The following is a 15,317-nucleotide window of genomic DNA, read 5'->3' on the forward strand; positions in this document are numbered from 1 at the left end:
GACCACCGCCACGCTCACCGGCCACGTCGGTGCCGTGTTGTCGGTGGCGTTCAGCCCGGACGGGCGCACCCTCGCCACCGGCGGAGCCGACCACACCGTGCGGCTGTGGGGCACGGCCACTGGCAAGACCACCGCCACGCTCACCGGCCACGTCGGTGCCGTGTTGTCGGTGGCGTTCAGCCCGGACGGGCGCACCCTCGCCACCGGCGGAGCCGACCACATCGTGCAGCTGTGGGACACCACCACCGGCAAAGCCACCGCTACCCTCACCACCAACGTCAATTCGGTGGCGTTCAGCCCGGATGGGCGCACCCTCGCCACCGGCGGCGACGACGCCACCGTGCGGTTGTGGGACACCACCACCGGCAAGACCACCGCCACCCTCACCGACAGCGGATTCGTGTTGTCAGTGGCGTTCAGCCCGGACGGGCACACCCTCGCCAGCGGCGGCAGCAACACCACCACGCGGCTCTGGTTCTACACCGAACCGGACGCCGCGATCAGTGCGATCTGCGCAGCCGTCGCCCGCGACCTCACCTCTGAGGAGAAAGCGGCGTACCTACCCAAATCCTCCAGGCCGGTCTGCCACTCATGAACCTTCAGCCCGACGGCACCCCCGGCTCAGCCTTGCCGGACGTACCACCAGTCCCCGACAGCCGAGCGACCACCCCGCCAACGCACATGAAGCGCTATGTGGCCGGTCAACCCGACATAACGTCGGGCTAACCGGCTACATAACGTTGGTTGACCACCAGGAGGCGAAGGCCTCGCCCAGCTGGGACAAGAGCCCCGGCGCCGCCTCCACGGGCACCTCGGCCAGCACCTCCGCGCCCCCGACGCCGGATCGGCCCGCTCCCGCAGGCCAGTAGCCCCGGATAATGAGCCGTCAGCATGACGACAACCCTTCTCCGTGTACTGACGAAAACGCGGTGGAAGGCGGACTCGACGGAACCAGTGCGGCATGGGGTCTTGGTGTCGCTGGAGCACCGAAGGCGCTACGGCGCAGGCGGGAAATCGCTGGATCACGGCTGTGGAGGACCCATAGCCTGACCGGCCATGACGACCCCTGACGAGATTGACGAGACGGCTGTCCTGCACGCCTTGCTACGTCACTTCGAGCGCGTCGCGCTGCTTGGCGAACGTACCGCCGGTCCATGGCCCGGATGGCGTGTGGAGGCGGGCAGTGCGCTCGCCGGCGATGACGCGAGAACCAACCCGTACCAGCTTTCCCACAGCGCTCACCATGCCCTGGTCGTGGCCGTTGACCACCTAAGAGCCCTGGCGGCTCTCGTGAGCGGCACCGAGAACGCCGGCCACCGCGAGATGCTGCTGCCCACCCACGCTCCGTTCACCCTGCTGCGCGCCGCTCTGGAGAACGCCGCGCGGGCCGTGTGGCTGCTCGGCCCCGCCTCCCGCCGCGAGCGGGTCCACCGCTGCCTGCGAATGCACCTCGCGGACCTGAAGAGCAGCACCGCGAAGATCGAACTGCTAGGCCACACCCTGGAGGGCGGTCAGGAACGCCAGGAACGGATCAAGAGCCTGCTGCGTACGGTCGGCATACCGGAGGGCGAGCTGTCGAACGGGAAGCTCAAAATGCCTGGGTATGGCGGCATCGTGCGCGCGGCCGGCACGCACATTCCCGCCGGAGGGGAACGCGCCGAACTGGTCTGGAGTGCTTGCAGCTCCCTCGCGCATGGCGACCTGCACGGCACCCTCACCGTCCTGGACCGCGAGACGATGGCCACCGACGGTGACGTCAGCTGGATCAGGTTCACCGGTTCGACGAAGGCCGCGTTGGTCATCACCAAAATGGCGATCGACATGACCGAGTCGGCCTTCGCCCTCTACACCACCCGTGCCCGCGCTCCCTTCTAGGATCGGGAGCGCGCAGCTCCTGGACGTCACCGGTCGCGAAGGAATGCTCTTGTAGGCGAGGCGTCGACGAACTCCCTGGTTTCACACCGCACTTCATGAGTTTCGATGGCGACGGAACGGCCGGTCACCTGGAAGAGGCGTTGGCAGGGCGCGCTCATGTAGTGGGAGGAGTGCTGGGAGGGAGCGCTCCGGCCGGGGGCGGTGTATTGGCTGCTGCTGGTGTCGTCCCGGAGAAGGTATGCCTTGCCGACTTCGACCGTGACGGGAAGACGCGGTTTCCGGAGCCGGTGCGTGCAACGTGGATTGACGAGGACCTGGCCGCCCACTGCGCCTCCGGGCCCGCGTCGGCGACAGCGCGGGCCCGGGGTCGCCAGAGGCTCTGCGCTTCGGTCCTCGTCGACGAACTCGTGCGTCCGGCGACGGTAGGGCCTCCGAGATGGCGGTGAGGCGGTTCGGCGACCAAGGCGTCGGATCGCTTGCTGAGGGCCAGATCGCCGTCCTGGCGCACCAGTCAGACGTCTTCGTGGTCGAGGTGGAGGACGGCTTCGACGGGCGGCTGAGCGAGGAGGCCGTCGGCCGGGCGGGTCATGTCGCCCTGCGCGCCGGAGGTGTCGGTGTCCTTGTCCATCCGGAAGGTGACCGAGACGGTCGGGGTGAAGACACGGCCGCCGATCCGCCGGTCCCACCAGCACCTGGGCTCGCGGCGGGGGCACCTGGATTCAGGTTCCGTACGCGGTGAGCACTCCGTCTCCGAGCAGTGTGTCGGAGGTTGCGGGGGAGTCGAAGAGCCGCAGCGGCTGGGCGACGTTGACACCCCTCTGGCCGACCTGGGAGGCGGTCCGCTGGGTCACCAGCGCAAGGCTGTAGAAGGTTGCCGGCACCACACGTCTGCACGCACGACCCCGCCCGGTATCCGGCCGCCCCTACGCCTACCTCGGCGGCCGCGTCCCCGAACCGCCGTTCGGCGCCGCAGCCCTGCGGCCTGTCACGGAGAGCGCCGGCCGATGTCACCGAAGGCCTGGGAGGGCAGCCCGGTGCGCAGAAGGTCGAAGGCGTCCAGAACACTGCCGCCGGCCGCAGGGTCGGGCCACCGGTCCGGGTCGACCACAGGGACACCGAAGTACGTCTGGCCCCATCCGTCCTTCCACATCGGGTCGACGACCGTACCGTCGGTGCTCGCACACCAGGCATGCGCGAGCGGTACCACGCTGTCGCCCCCGACACCGGCGGCGGCGAAGCCCTCGACGTAGACCAGACCCGGGCGTCGCCGGGCGGTGGTGGATGCGTTGCCGTAGCAGAGCTTCTCGGTCATGGGCGCGATGCCGATGGGCAGGGCGGCCGGTTCGAAGAAGCGACCGTGCTGGAGAAGAAGATGGTACGCAGAGCGGTATGCCCAGCCCGCGGTGCCTGGGGCAGAGTGCTCGTACAGCTCGGCGTGAATACGGATGTAGCCGAGAAGGTCGGCTTCGTCTGCCGTGAGTTCCGGTGGCGTGGTCATGCCTGTTCTCCGTCGTCCGCAATCCGTGCCGCAGCCCGGGAACGGACCGGACGTGACATGCCTGGAATCCAGGCCACGGTGAATCGTGGCGGGGCCGCGATTTGCCCTTCACGCCAGGGAGATCGTATGCCCGTGGTGGTCATCGGCCGTCCCCGCTGCCAGGAATATCGGCAGAGCGGGTCAGTTCCATTCGAGCGCTGTCCGGCTCCCAGGTGATGGTATAGCCGTGGATCGGGGCTCTCTCCGCCGCCCATCGGAAGTGCTCCAGCACGTCGGGGTTGTCTTCCATGTGACGTCCCGTGAGGGTGTAGCCGCCTTGGACCTGATATTCCACATCGATCCGGTGGGCGGCCTTGACGGGCAGGTTGCCGGTGCGGCCGCCGACGGCACGGAAGGTGAAGCCCGCCTGGCCGTCGCCGCCGACGGCCAGTCCCATCTCGCGGAACAAGCGCTGGGCCTGAACGAGCGTGATCTTCCGTGGCGAGTCTTCGTTCGTTGCCGGCTTTCGGGTGGCGACGCGAGGAGAGTCGGTTGCCGGCCGGGGCGGTGCCGGGGGCTCCGGGCAGGGGAGGGGCCCGCCCGCCTCCCGGGCCAGGGCGGCCAGCGTGCCGACGGGGTACTCGGGGTGGTCGGCCCACTTCCGGGCCTGCTCCATCAGGTGTCGGACGTGCTTGGCGGCCAGGTCGAGCCGCCCGGCGGCGATCGCCGTGTCGACGGCGCCGTGTGCGTATGCGGCAGCGCGGAGCAGGGCGCCAGGGTTTGAGCGAAGGCTCTCGGCCATGACGTTGACCTGGTCGAAGGCTCGCTGGTTGATGAAGTCCACAAGCCGGTTCACGTTGTTGCCTATGGCGGTCGTGACTTCGTCCGGTCCGAAGTCGCCGGAGGGAACCGCTTCTGGGGTCACGTGACCAGTCCTCGGGAGAAGTCGTGGGCGTGGAAGGCACGGGGGCCATCGAGATCGTAGCCGTCCAGGATCCGGACCCGGGTCGTGTCCCCACCACCTGGTCCTTGTGGGTTCGCGTCTTCACCGAGTCGATGGGCGTCCGCAGGTCCCGGTAACCGGGAAGGCCGCGTTGATGACCCTGCTCGATGGCGGCGAACGGATGCCCGGCGCCGTGACGCAGCCAGCCGCGTGCCGGCCCCTTGTGAGGAGCACCGGCCCTCCCGCTGCGGGCCTCGCAGGTGTGCCGGCCGTGCTGCCAGACGCAGGACCCTTGCCGACGTCATGCACCGGTTCGGGGAATTCGGCCAGGTCGTCGGCATCGAAGTGTGAACTGCCCTGCCAGCATGGAGGATCCGCGCAGGTGATCCTCCAGGAGGGGGCCGGTCGAAGCCGAGGTCGGACTGCCTTCAGCTGTCGGCCATGGCGGCACGGGGTCGCCCTGGAACCCTCAGGGAGTTCCAGCCTCAGGGCGACCCCGCGTGGCCGAGACGAGCCGATCGAGAAGGTTCCTGCCTACTGCGTGGTTCCCAGACGGAGGGTGGCGCCGTCGGGCAGCTCGTGGATCTTCTGTGCGATCGGGCCCCTGATCCGCATCGCCTCGCCCGCCTCCCGGACCACGAGGTTCTCGAACGCGAACTCACCGCCGGCGACGAAGAACTGGAGCGGTACAAGACGCTGGTCCGGGGCAAGAGCGCCGTTCTGCTGCTGGAAGGCGTGGGCGAAGGAGGCGACGCCGTTCACGTCCGGGTCGCTCAGCAGCCACGCGGCCCAGTCGTCCAGGCCGGCACCGAGGTCCTTCACCTCCGCGGTCTCGGGATTGAAGGTGACGACGCGTTCACCGCCGACGATCGCGAACTGGGTGCCGAAAAGGTCCTGGCCGAAACAGAAGACGTGATCGGCCAGGCCCTCGTAGGTGCTCTTCCACACCTCGTCCGAGTTCCAGGACAGCAGGTCGGGCCCCAGCCCCTCGTCCCCGGCCCGGAAGACCTGCACGCCGGCGTTGAAGACGAAGAAGCCGTTCATCCGGCCGAGCAGGGCCCCGAGCTCCTGGAGCGGTCCGGTGTCGAAACCGAAGTCGAGGTCGATGGCCGGGCCCATCGGGCCGCGGGCACGGCCGAGCAGCTGGTCCAGTGGACTGTCGGGCATCTTCACTCCGCTGCTCGTGCTTCCGGGCCGATCGCCCTGGTGAGGTAATGATGCCGCACCCGGTCCGTGGCCACGAGGCGCAGGGTGGGCTGGAGGACGGGCGCGTCCGGGATCGCGTCCCACTTCGCGTAGGGCCACCAACGGCTGTGCGCGGCCAGGAGCATGCGCTCGCCGTGCTCGGTCTCGCCGCGCGTGGCGTACCAGCCGGCCATCCACAGACAGATGGCGTACTGCTCGGGTTCCGCTCCCGTCTCGGCCAGGAGCTGGTGGGCCCGGGTGAAGTCGTTGGTCTCGCAGAGCGCCTCCCACACCAGTCGGCCCTGCCGCTGGTCCAGGTCGCGGAAGTCGCGGTCCAGGAGTTCCGCGCCGATGACGCCGTCCCGCGGGAGAACCGGACCGCCCCAGTCGCTGTGGCAGGGAAGAAGACGCTCCGCGCCCTGCCGGGCCAGCTCCCCGGAGGCCCACTCGAAGTCCCTGCGCATGACGCGACCCGCCGGAACATGCTCGGCGCATGCGGCCAGACGCGGCGCGGCCGGCTTCTGCGCATGGAGCTGGGCGGCGAGCAGGGCCTGCCGGAAGGGAGTGGACTGGTCGCAGAGTTCCCCGCCGAGGGGACCGTCGCGTTCGATCAACGCCTCCGCCAGGTCGGCGGCCTGCCCGAACTCCCCGGTCCAGAAGAGGATCTGCACAGCGGCGGCTGCGGCCTCCCACACCGGCCCGCGGGCCCCGCCCTTCCTGCCGGCGATCTCCAACAGGGCAGGAAGATCGGCAAGGAAGTTGCCCTCCCTTGCGTTGGAGATAATCTTCTCACTCTTGTTCACAACCACCTCCGATCTTCATCTATTTCACTTTTATCTTTACTCTCGTCCCGTTGGGGAGTCCGCCTAAGGCCTTCCCCATGGTCGAGCCGGAGCCGGTATTATCCGATCCGTTGATGTATTTTACACTAGCCCCTCTCCCTCCCTCCTTGAACATGGCCGGGGGGTACTCGTCACGCTGACCGGAAGGGCTGGTGGGAATTCCGCGAAGCGAATTATCTCGATTGTCGTCACCGCCCGCCCGGTCGATGGTCAGGACGGAGGGAAGCGGCGCGCCAGGGCTGTGCGAGGCGCCGCGCCAGATCTGCCCGTTTTGAGCCTCCGCAATGTGCCTGGCCGATTCCGGATACTTGCCGCTGTCGATCAGGTACTCGACGTCGAAGTCCCCCTTGGCCCCGACGGCCGCGGCGAGCTTGGTCCTGGCGTCGGCCTGGGCCACAAGCCTCGCCTTGCCTCCCTTGCCGCCTGTACCCGGGTTCTTCGCGATCTTCTCCGCGAGCTCGATGATGCTGCGCTTGTGCGCCTCGTCGGCCGCGGTGACGTTCTTCACGACCTGCTTGGCGCCCGCGCTGGCATGCTCGTACATGCCACTGACCGCGTCGGCCGCCTCCTTGCTGATGGTCCTCCCAATCTTCTTGGCGGCATCTTCGAGTGCCTTTGTGATCGGGTGCCGGCTCATCCGAAGCTCACCGCCGCAGTCGCCGTCGTGAAGGTCCTGGCATGCCCCCGCACGTCATCCGCATGCTTCTTCAGCTTCTCCGCGGTCGCCAGAAGCTTCGCGGGATCGACCCGGAACCCGGTCCCGACATTGCCGGCCGCGCCAGGCCCCGCACCGGCCAGAGCCTTCTTCACCCCCTCGAATACCAACCCCTTCACCGCCTTCTCGACCTGCTTCTGAAGCGGATCCATGGCCTTGGTGATGAGAATGGCGACGACCTCCTCCTCGGCCTCCTTGATCAACTGGTTGACGATCTTCCGCGTCGCCGCGATCGCCGCCGCCTCGGCGACCGAAGCAACGCCAAGGGTCGCGACAGAGGCGATCGTCCCACCCACCGCCTCGGCGGCCAGGATGCCGAGCTCCACGATCACCGCGCCCTTCATCGCCACGATGGCATCCGCAGCCACGTCGAGAGCGGTCGCTGACGCATTGCACACGGCAACGAGTTCGTGCAGGTGATCCTGAGTCATCTTCGACCAGCGCGCGACCAACTGGTTGTACGACTGCGCCTGATAGTGCTGCGCCATCTCCCGCAGGGTGGCAGTTGCCGCCGCGTGCGTGTGGTCGATGTTCGTCGCGAAGCCCCGAACGTGACCGGCGTACTCCCTGACCTTGTCCTCGTTGATCTGGGGCCACGGCACGCCCAGCAAGTCCACGACCCATACCAGTCCACCGGGTAACTCGATGGCCATCGCTCCCCCTCAACGGCGACACGCACACAGAATGATGCCACGCACACGGTGGGCTACGGCTGTTTTCGCCCGGCCGGACACCCAGTCCGCCCACCGCGGAGCCGCAGCCCCCTGCCTCGGCACTTGACCCGAGCCCTTCGCAACACTGACGCTAAGTCAACAGACGTTCAAGAAACGAGACTTGGGGGAGCGTTGGACGAGAAGGTGCTCATCCGCGTGGACGACGCCGACACCACCGCGATCGGCTCCCTACTGGCCTGGCTCCGAGCCGAGCCCACCCTGCGCGGGCGCGTCGAACCGGTCGGGACGGCTCCGCGACCCGGTTCGCTGGGCACCCTCGCGGACGTGCTCACCGTCGCCCTCGGCGCCGGCGGAGTCGCCTCCGGCCTGATCAGCGCCCTGATCGCGTGGATCCGCCGGCAGAGCGGCGACACGGTCGTCCACGTGACACGCTCGGACGGCAGCTCGATCGAGCTGCGGGCGACGGCCGTCCACGGACTCGACCCGGATGCCCTCGCCACCCTCGTCCGCGAGGTCGGAACCTTACTCGCCAGCCCATCCGAGTCGGCCGCCGCCCCATCGGCCGACAACGAGTAACGCCAGGTGGCGACGAGTGACACCGGAGGCCCCCGGATGACACCAGCCGGCCCCCTCGGCCTGCCCCTGAGCCTGCCCGGCACACGGGCCCTGATCATCGGAACCGGCACCCACATCCCCGGATCCGTCCTGCCCGACGTCCCCGCGGCCGCCGGGACCGTCCACGCGATCAGAGAGGAGCTCGTCACCCGCTGCGGCCTTGACCCCGACCACGTGCGCACCGTGATCGACCCCGAAGACCCGCTCGTCCTCGGCGACGCGCTGACGGCCACCGCCGAAGCGGCCGAATCAGTACTCCTCGTGTACTACGTCGGCCACGGCCTGGTCGGGCTGGACGGCGAACTCCACCTGGCGACCCGCACCACCGACCACCTGACCCGCGGCCTGGCCTTCCGGGCCCTTCGCTACTCCGCGCTGCGCGAGGTCCTGGCCTCCTCCCGGGCGCGCTCGATCGTCCTCGTCCTCGACTGCTGCTACTCCGGCCGGGCCGCCCCCGTCGCCGGCGCGGCCAGCCTGTTCGACACCTCCTACCCCGGCGGCGGGTTCACGCTGGCCTCGGCCGCCCCGGAAGAACTCGCACTGGCCCCGGTCGGCGCCCAATACACCGCCTTCAGCGGCGAACTGCTGCGCCTGCTACGGGAAGGCGACCCGACCGGCCCGCCAAAGCTGACACTGGGCCACATCCACCGGCACCTGGCCCGGACGCTGCCCAGCCGCGGCTTCCCCAAGCCGTACTGCCACTCCGAGGACCGGGCCGGCGACCTGGTACTGACCACCAACCCGGCCTACACCTCCCCACCGGAGCCGCCACCGCCGACCGGACCGGAGGAGGAGCCCGGCGCCGCTCCCGAACTGGACACCTGTCCATACCGCGGCCTGGCACCCTTCGGCTCACAGGACGCCCGGTTCTTCTTCGGCCGCGAGCAGCTGACCGCCGAACTCGTCGCCCGGGTATCCGCCAAGCTCTCGCTCGACGGCCCGATCGTGCTCGTCGGCCCCTCCGGCGCCGGCAAATCCTCCCTGCTACGCGCCGGCCTGCTGCCCGCACTCGACCGCGGCCTGCCCGGCGCCGAGAACGCCTGGCGCTGGCCCCGCGCGGTACTCACCCCGGGAGAGCACCCGCTCTCCCGGCTCGCCGACGTCCTCGCCGCCCTGCTCCCAGACGACCCGGGCACCCGCCGCGAAGTCCTCCTCGACACCCTGACCACGAGCCCGGAATCGATCGCCGACCTGCCGACGGACGGATCCCGCCTGCTCCTGGTGGTGGACCAGTTCGAGGAATTGTTCACCGCCTGCAAGGACGAGCAGGAACGGGAGGCGTTCATCCGCGCCCTATCCGCCCTCTGCTCACGCACCGAGCGAGGCCACACCCCGCCGGCCGTGATCCTGCTCGGACTGCGCGCCGACTTCTACGGACACTGCGCCGCCTACCCGGCCCTGCACACCGCACTGAAGGCCAGCCAGGTCCTGGTCGGCCCGATGCTCCCGGAGGAACTGCGCGACGCCATCGAGAAGCCCGCCCACCTCGCCGGCCTGCGCGTGGAACAGGGCCTGGTGGACCTCCTCCTCCAGGACCTCCGCACCAGAAGCGACGAACGGCACGACACCGCGACCGCGCTCCCCCTGCTGTCGCACGCCCTGCTGGCCACCTGGCAAAAACGCACCGGCCGAGTCCTCACCCTGACCGGCTACCAGGCATCAGGCGGCATCTGGCACGCCGTCCGACAGACCGCCGAGGACACCTACCAAGCCCTCACCCCCGAGGAGCAGCGGGCCGTCCAGCAGATCCTGCTGCACCTGGTGCACGTCGTCGACGGCGCCGAGGACACCCGCCGCCGCGCCCCGCTGGCCGACCTCGGCCTCGACACCGACCCGGCCGCACCCGCCGCCCTCGACGCACTCATCCGGGCCCGCCTGGTCGTCGTGGACGACGGCCACGCCGAACTCGTCCACGAGGCCGTGCTGCGCGCCTGGAAACGGCTGGCCGACTGGATCCGCGAGGACCGCGCCGGCCTGGTGGTCCGCCAACGCCTCCACGACGCCGCGAAGGCATGGGAGCAGGACGGCCGCGACGAGGGAGCGCTCTACCAGGGCGTACGGCTCGCCGCCGCCCGTCAGTGGATCGAGGAGTCCGCCCAACGGCACGGAACCGTCCCAGCGGCCCGGGAGTTCGTGACGGCGAGCCTGGCCCGACAAACCGCCGAACAGCACACCGCCCGCCGCCGCACCACCCGCCTGCGCGCCCTGGCCGCCACCCTCGCCGTGCTGCTCCTGGTCGCCGTCACCGGCGTGGGCGCAGCCGTCTGGCAGAACCGGGTCGCCAACGAGCAGCGCGACCTCCTGGCCTCCAAGCTCGGCGCCCAGGCAGCCGACCGCCTCCGGACGACCGACCCCACCCTCGCCCTCCAACTCGCCCTCTCCGCCCGCCACATCGCCGACACCCCGGAGGCCCGCAGCAGCGTCTACAACGCCGCGCTCGCCCCGTACTACACGCCGATCAAGGGACACACCGACACCGTCCGGAAGCTCGCCTTCAACGCCGAACGGCACCTGCTGGTCAGCGGCGGCCGCGATCACACCGTCCGGCTCTGGGACCTCTCGGACTCCCGCCGGCCCCGACCCGTGGGTCTGATCGACACCCACGACACCAGCCTCGCCCTGAGCAGCGACGGTCGGCTCCTGGCCACCACGAACTCCGGTGACTCCGTCCAACTATGGGACGTCTCCGACCCCGCCCACCCCGCTGCCGTCGCCACCCTGGCGGACACCCACGGCACCCTGGCCTTCAGCCCGGACAGCCACGCACTGGCAGCCGTCGACAAAGACCGGTCCGAGCTGTGGAACCTCACCGATCCCCGGCATCCGGTCCGGGCGGGTACCGTCCCCCCGGGCACCGATGCGCCGCAGTCCGTCGCGTTCAGCTCGGACGGGCGCCTTCTCGCCATATCCGTCAAAGCGGCTGACGGCAACTACGCGGCCGAGCTGTGGAACGTCGCCGACCTCGCCAACCCCGCGCGGACCGCGGCACTCAACGACAGCCACGCCCTCTCACTGGCCTTCAGCCCGCGCCAGCCGCTGCTAGCGGTCGGTACCAACGGCCGCGGCGTGCTGCTATGGGACACCACCAACCCGGCCAAGCCCGACCCGGTCACCACACCCACTCCGGACTTCATCGCGGATCCGCCCTACTCGACCTACCCCGTGGCGATCGCGACCGGTCAGCTCGTGGGGGCGATCGGGTTCTCCCCGGACGGCCGGACCCTGACCCTCGGGGGCTCCAACGACGACGGCTACCAGCTCGGCCATGCCGAGACCGTCGACATCACCGACCCGCACCAGCCGGCCGTCCTGGCCGACTTCCCCACCCCCGGGGTGCTCACCTCGGTCCAGATCGGCGAACGCGGGTCCCTGATCAGCGCAGGCACCGAACCGGAGATCCGGCACTGGTACCCCTCCATCGACTCCACCCTGCCCAACACCCGCAAGGACGGCGACTACTCGCCGGAGGGCGGCATCCTGGCCTGGGCCACCGACGCCCGCATCCACTACGAGAGCTTCACGCAGAGATACCGGCTGTGGCGGACCACCGGGCCCTACGACCTGCGCCCGGCCGGCACACTAACGGCTCCGAACGTCCTGCTCGTCAACGACCGCACCCTGCTCTCGTACGTCAAGGGCGGTCCGGCACGGCTCTGGGACATCACCGACCCCGACCACCCGGCGCCGGGGAGCACGCTCAACGAGATCGCTGAGGAAGTCCCCCACAGCGGCTTCGGCAATCAGGACTCGCACGTGGCTCTGGCGGACGGGATCCTCGCCCTCAACGGGAGTGACGGGCTGATCCACCTGTGGGACGTCGGCGACCCGAACGCCGCGAAGCAGCTGTCCACCATGCAGTCTCCGCAGCCGCCCGGCCGCCTCCTCCTCGACAAGCGGAAACTGGTGTCCATCGACCAGCGGCAGGACCGCCGGAGCATCGATGTCTGGGACCTCGGCGATCCCAGCCGACCCGTCGCCTCGCCCTCACTCCCGATCAGTGTCGGTGTCGTGTTCGAGAGCAGGAGATCGGACCTGCTCGGCATCGCCACCGGCAGCGAGTCCCAGAACCCGAAGTCCATCCAGCTGTGGAACCTCGCCGACCCCGGTCATCCCGACCACGCCGAACTTCTCAACGGCATCGTGAACGGCATGACGCTCAGCCCCGACGGACGGACCCTGGCGGTGACGACCGACAAGACCATCGACCTGTGGGACGTCTCCGACATTCACCACCCCGTGAAGACCAACGCACTCACCGCCGAACGGCCGGGCGCGATCGGGTTCAGCCCCGACGGCCGTCTGCTCGCCAGCTTTGCCAAGGCGGGTCGACGCACCGATCCCCTCGTCGGCCAGTTCCATCTGTGGCGGGTGGAGGATCCGCGCGCCGCCACCGACGTGGGCACGCTGACCCTCCCCGGTGTGATCGACGCCGCCTCGTTCAGCCCCGACGGGCAGGGGCTCCTCATCGACAAGGCCGGTGACGACAGCGGGGCGAAGGGCCGGGCCTACCTCATCGACCCCGACATCGACCGGGTCACTGCCCGCCTCTGCGACCTGGTCGGCGGCATCATCACCGCCGACCAGTGGCACCGCTACTTCCCCGGCACGCCGTACCGCCCGCCGTGCAGGTGACGGCGGGCGGCGGACCGTCGGACGGGAGCGGGGTGTGGATCCGGGCCAGGTGACGCGGAGCAGGACGGGCAGGGCAGCGGCCACCGTCTCGCGAGTACAAAGACAGCGAGCACCGACCCAGGAATAGATCAGGCCCGCAATGACGCTCTCGTCAGCCGCTGCCGACGTCTGGACCATGGAAGAGCACCGCGGGTTCGCCAATGACCTGGGGCCATTCCAGTTGGTCGCGGCGTTCGCGGCTTCGAACCAGCAGCGCTTGCCCGCGGTGGACTCTCCGAGACCGTCGACACACTGGTCGCGCCCGGAGCACTCACTGCGTACGGCACCTGGATCCGGGTAACCCAGCGCAGGCCCATCGCCTGGGGGGACCCGCAGATCGGCGGCCGCGTCTTCACCCCGACCGTCTCGATCGACTTCCGGCTGGGGAAGAACGCAGACCTCTCGGGCCAGCAGGACGACATGGTCCGCCTGGCCGACGCCCTCCTCGCGCGGGTGCCCGGAGACGCGGTCCTGCACCTCGACTACGAGGACGTCTGGATGGTGCGCCAGGACGGCCAACTGAGCCTCAGCGAGAGCTCCGACGTGTGGCCGCCGAACCGCCTCGCCGCCGTTTCGGGGCCCTACCGCCGCCACACGCACGAGTTCGTCTACGAGGACTGACCACCAGCGCCGTCCGGGAATCCGGCCCGGCCCCTCGCCCATCCTGGACACGCCGTCCCCGGCCGGAGGCCCGGGACAGCGGCGCGAGTGTCTCCGGCGAGAGTCGGCAGAGAGGAAGCAGGCAGCGGCCGATCGAGAGGGCGCCCGAGCCTGACCCGACACCGCCGCCGACTTCCTGGCCACCATGGCCAAGGCCGACCTGGCCCTGGCCGACGTCAGCCAGCACGAGGTCGACCGGTGGCTGGCCGGAGGCCGCAGCACCCGCTACGAGGTCCGCGACTTCCTCCTCTGGGCCGCACGCCGCGGCCACAGCCGCGACCTCGCCGTCCCCGCCCGGACCCGTCGTCCTGGACGACGACTCCCACTGGGAGAGCCTCCACCAGTGCTTGACCGACCCGGAACTACCGCCCGACGTCCGCGCCGCCGGGGCCGTCCTCTACCTCTTCGGCCAGGAGGTCACCCGGATCGCCGCCTTGCCGACCGACTCCGTGGCCGAGCGGGCCGGCGAGACCGTCCTTCTCCTGGACCGCGTGCCCATCTACCTGCCCGACCCCCTGGTCCGGCTCCTCGCCGACTTCGCCGACCGGCCGCGACCACCTGGCTGGGCAGCCAACCACCCCAATCCATGGCTCTTCCCCTCCGCCGAACCCGGACGGCACATCACCGGCTCCGCACTCGCGCGACGCCTCACCGCCCACGGCATCCCCAGCCGCCCGGCCCGGGCCGCCGCCCTCGTCCAACTCGCCCAGGACATGCCCCCGGCCGTCCTCGCCCCCATGCTCGGCCTCAACCTCAACACCCTCACCCGATGGCGCTCCTGGGCCGTGACCGACTGGACCGCCTACCTCCAGGCCCGGGCTGCCGCCTGGCCCGCCCACGTCAACGGGACCGGCGGCGCGCCGACCACCGGGTGACGGTACGACGGTCGGCTGTCCCCGGCCGGTAGCCCTTGCCGCATGACCACCTCTGCCTGGTGGCGCCGAGGCGCCACCACCGTTGCCGCACTCACCCTCGTCCTCGCCCCCACAGCCGCGCCAGCAGCGGCAGCCGCAGTACCACCGGCCACCTCCGCAGCCACCGCCCAGCACCGGCAGCTGCCCGAACCGCCTCCGGCCGACCAAGCCCGTACCGAGTTGGACGAACTCGTCGTCGAAGCCCCGCACTCCATGGAGGGGTACTCGCGGGACCGCTTCCCGCACTGGGTCCAGCAGTACGGTACCTGCGACACCCGCGAGGTGGTTCTCGCCCGCGACGGCCAGGACGTCGTCCAGGACGACCAGTGCCGCGCCGTCTCCGGCACTTGGGTGAGCCCTTACGACGACAAGACCTTCACCGACGCCAAGGCCCTCGACATTGATCATCTGGTTCCGTTGGCGGCGAGTTGGCGGGCGGGTGCCGACACCTGGACCACCGACAAGCGCCGCGCCCTCGCCAACGACCTGACCCACTCCCAGCTGGTCGCCGTCTCCGCCGCCAGCAACAGGGCCAAGGCCGACAAGGGACCGGACGCCTGGAGGCCGCCGCTGCGGTCGTACTGGTGCACCTACTCCCGGGCCTGGACCGACATCAAGCACCTCTACGGCCTGACCGTCACCGAGTCCGAGAAGACGGCGCTGGTCGAGATGCTGGACACCTGCGCGTAGCCGGCGGTGAGCCCGCCCGCCCAGAGCCGATGGACAGGCGGGCAGGTTCGGCTGAG

General features: G+C 69.9%; 15 protein-coding genes. 7 read left to right on the forward strand and 8 right to left on the reverse strand.

Annotation, left to right across the window (positions count from 1 at the left end):
• Both ACFCY1_RS11865 and ACFCY1_RS11870 read left to right on the forward strand, forming a co-directional pair.
• Window positions 1–595: WD40 repeat domain-containing protein (locus ACFCY1_RS11865; protein ID WP_375874375.1), on the forward strand; the 595-nt coding region annotated here is incomplete at its 5' end.
• Window positions 596–1,056: 461 nt separating this feature from the next.
• A complete protein-coding gene (locus ACFCY1_RS11870; protein WP_375874376.1) occupies window positions 1,057–1,875 on the forward strand; it encodes a hypothetical protein in 819 nt (272 codons plus the stop codon).
• A 511-nt stretch (window positions 1,876–2,386) separates the two neighbouring features.
• Here ACFCY1_RS11870 and ACFCY1_RS11875 read toward each other — a convergent pair.
• The 8 genes from ACFCY1_RS11875 to ACFCY1_RS11910 form a co-directional block, all read right to left on the reverse strand.
• Entirely contained in the window at window positions 2,387–2,548 is a 162-nt protein-coding gene (locus tag ACFCY1_RS11875; protein ID WP_375874443.1) for a SitI3 family protein, read from the reverse strand.
• Between the two features lie 46 nt (window positions 2,549–2,594).
• The gene (locus ACFCY1_RS11880) at window positions 2,595–2,726 is read right to left on the reverse strand and encodes a hypothetical protein (RefSeq protein WP_375874447.1); all 132 of its coding nucleotides are present in this window, start codon (window positions 2,724–2,726) and stop codon (window positions 2,595–2,597) included.
• Window positions 2,727–2,860: 134 nt separating this feature from the next.
• Complete coding sequence (locus ACFCY1_RS11885) at window positions 2,861–3,373, reverse strand: hypothetical protein (protein ID WP_375874377.1); 513 nt, start codon at window positions 3,371–3,373, stop codon at window positions 2,861–2,863.
• 139 nt (window positions 3,374–3,512) lie between these two features.
• Window positions 3,513–4,277 (reverse strand): hypothetical protein, encoded by a 765-nt coding sequence (locus ACFCY1_RS11890; RefSeq protein WP_375874378.1) that lies wholly within the window; start codon window positions 4,275–4,277, stop codon window positions 3,513–3,515.
• A 552-nt stretch (window positions 4,278–4,829) separates the two neighbouring features.
• Window positions 4,830–5,462: an SMI1/KNR4 family protein gene (locus ACFCY1_RS11895; RefSeq protein ID WP_375874379.1), complete on the reverse strand. Its 633-nt coding sequence runs from the start codon at window positions 5,460–5,462 to the stop codon at window positions 4,830–4,832.
• Window positions 5,463–5,464: 2 nt separating this feature from the next.
• Window positions 5,465–6,283 (reverse strand): hypothetical protein, encoded by an 819-nt coding sequence (locus tag ACFCY1_RS11900; RefSeq protein ID WP_375874380.1) that lies wholly within the window; start codon window positions 6,281–6,283, stop codon window positions 5,465–5,467.
• A 19-nt stretch (window positions 6,284–6,302) separates the two neighbouring features.
• The gene (locus ACFCY1_RS11905; RefSeq protein ID WP_375874381.1) at window positions 6,303–6,959 is read right to left on the reverse strand and encodes a hypothetical protein; all 657 of its coding nucleotides are present in this window, start codon (window positions 6,957–6,959) and stop codon (window positions 6,303–6,305) included.
• A complete protein-coding gene (locus ACFCY1_RS11910; RefSeq protein ID WP_375874382.1) occupies window positions 6,956–7,690 on the reverse strand; it encodes a hypothetical protein in 735 nt (244 codons plus the stop codon). The genes ACFCY1_RS11905 and ACFCY1_RS11910 overlap by 4 nt, the downstream gene beginning before the upstream one ends.
• Window positions 7,691–7,906: 216 nt before the next feature.
• On the opposite strand from ACFCY1_RS11910, the gene ACFCY1_RS11915 reads away from it, so the two are divergent.
• From ACFCY1_RS11915 to ACFCY1_RS11935, 5 genes are all read left to right on the forward strand, one after another.
• The gene (locus ACFCY1_RS11915) at window positions 7,907–8,287 is read left to right on the forward strand and encodes a hypothetical protein (protein WP_375874383.1); all 381 of its coding nucleotides are present in this window, start codon (window positions 7,907–7,909) and stop codon (window positions 8,285–8,287) included.
• Window positions 8,288–8,323: 36 nt separating this feature from the next.
• Complete coding sequence (locus ACFCY1_RS11920) at window positions 8,324–12,958, forward strand: hypothetical protein (protein WP_375874384.1); 4,635 nt, start codon at window positions 8,324–8,326, stop codon at window positions 12,956–12,958.
• Between the two features lie 291 nt (window positions 12,959–13,249).
• Complete coding sequence (locus tag ACFCY1_RS11925) at window positions 13,250–13,618, forward strand: SitI3 family protein (RefSeq protein WP_375874444.1); 369 nt, start codon at window positions 13,250–13,252, stop codon at window positions 13,616–13,618.
• Between the two features lie 386 nt (window positions 13,619–14,004).
• Window positions 14,005–14,532, forward strand: coding sequence for a hypothetical protein (locus ACFCY1_RS11930; RefSeq protein ID WP_375874385.1), 528 nt, complete (start codon window positions 14,005–14,007; stop codon window positions 14,530–14,532).
• Between the two features lie 42 nt (window positions 14,533–14,574).
• Window positions 14,575–15,261, forward strand: coding sequence for an HNH endonuclease family protein (locus tag ACFCY1_RS11935; RefSeq protein WP_375874386.1), 687 nt, complete (start codon window positions 14,575–14,577; stop codon window positions 15,259–15,261).
• Window positions 15,262–15,317: the final 56 nt, after the last annotated feature.

The sequence above is a fragment of the Kitasatospora sp. NPDC056273 genome (assembly GCF_042268845.1).
In the GTDB taxonomy this organism is placed as follows: Bacteria; Actinomycetota; Actinomycetes; order Streptomycetales; family Streptomycetaceae; genus Kitasatospora.

Excerpts from the sequence above, each read along its gene's own strand:
- ACFCY1_RS11870 (WP_375874376.1), top strand. The coding sequence starts at position 1,057 with ATGACGACCCCTGACGAGATTGACGAGACGGCTGTCCTGCACGCCTTG.
- ACFCY1_RS11885 (WP_375874377.1), bottom strand. The coding sequence starts at position 3,373 with ATGACCACGCCACCGGAACTCACGGCAGACGAAGCCGACCTTCTCGGC.
- ACFCY1_RS11895 (WP_375874379.1), bottom strand. The coding sequence starts at position 5,462 with ATGCCCGACAGTCCACTGGACCAGCTGCTCGGCCGTGCCCGCGGCCCG.
- ACFCY1_RS11905 (WP_375874381.1), bottom strand. The coding sequence starts at position 6,959 with ATGAGCCGGCACCCGATCACAAAGGCACTCGAAGATGCCGCCAAGAAG.
- ACFCY1_RS11910 (WP_375874382.1), bottom strand. The coding sequence starts at position 7,690 with ATGGCCATCGAGTTACCCGGTGGACTGGTATGGGTCGTGGACTTGCTG.
- ACFCY1_RS11920 (WP_375874384.1), top strand. The coding sequence starts at position 8,324 with ATGACACCAGCCGGCCCCCTCGGCCTGCCCCTGAGCCTGCCCGGCACA.
- ACFCY1_RS11935 (WP_375874386.1), top strand. The coding sequence starts at position 14,575 with ATGACCACCTCTGCCTGGTGGCGCCGAGGCGCCACCACCGTTGCCGCA.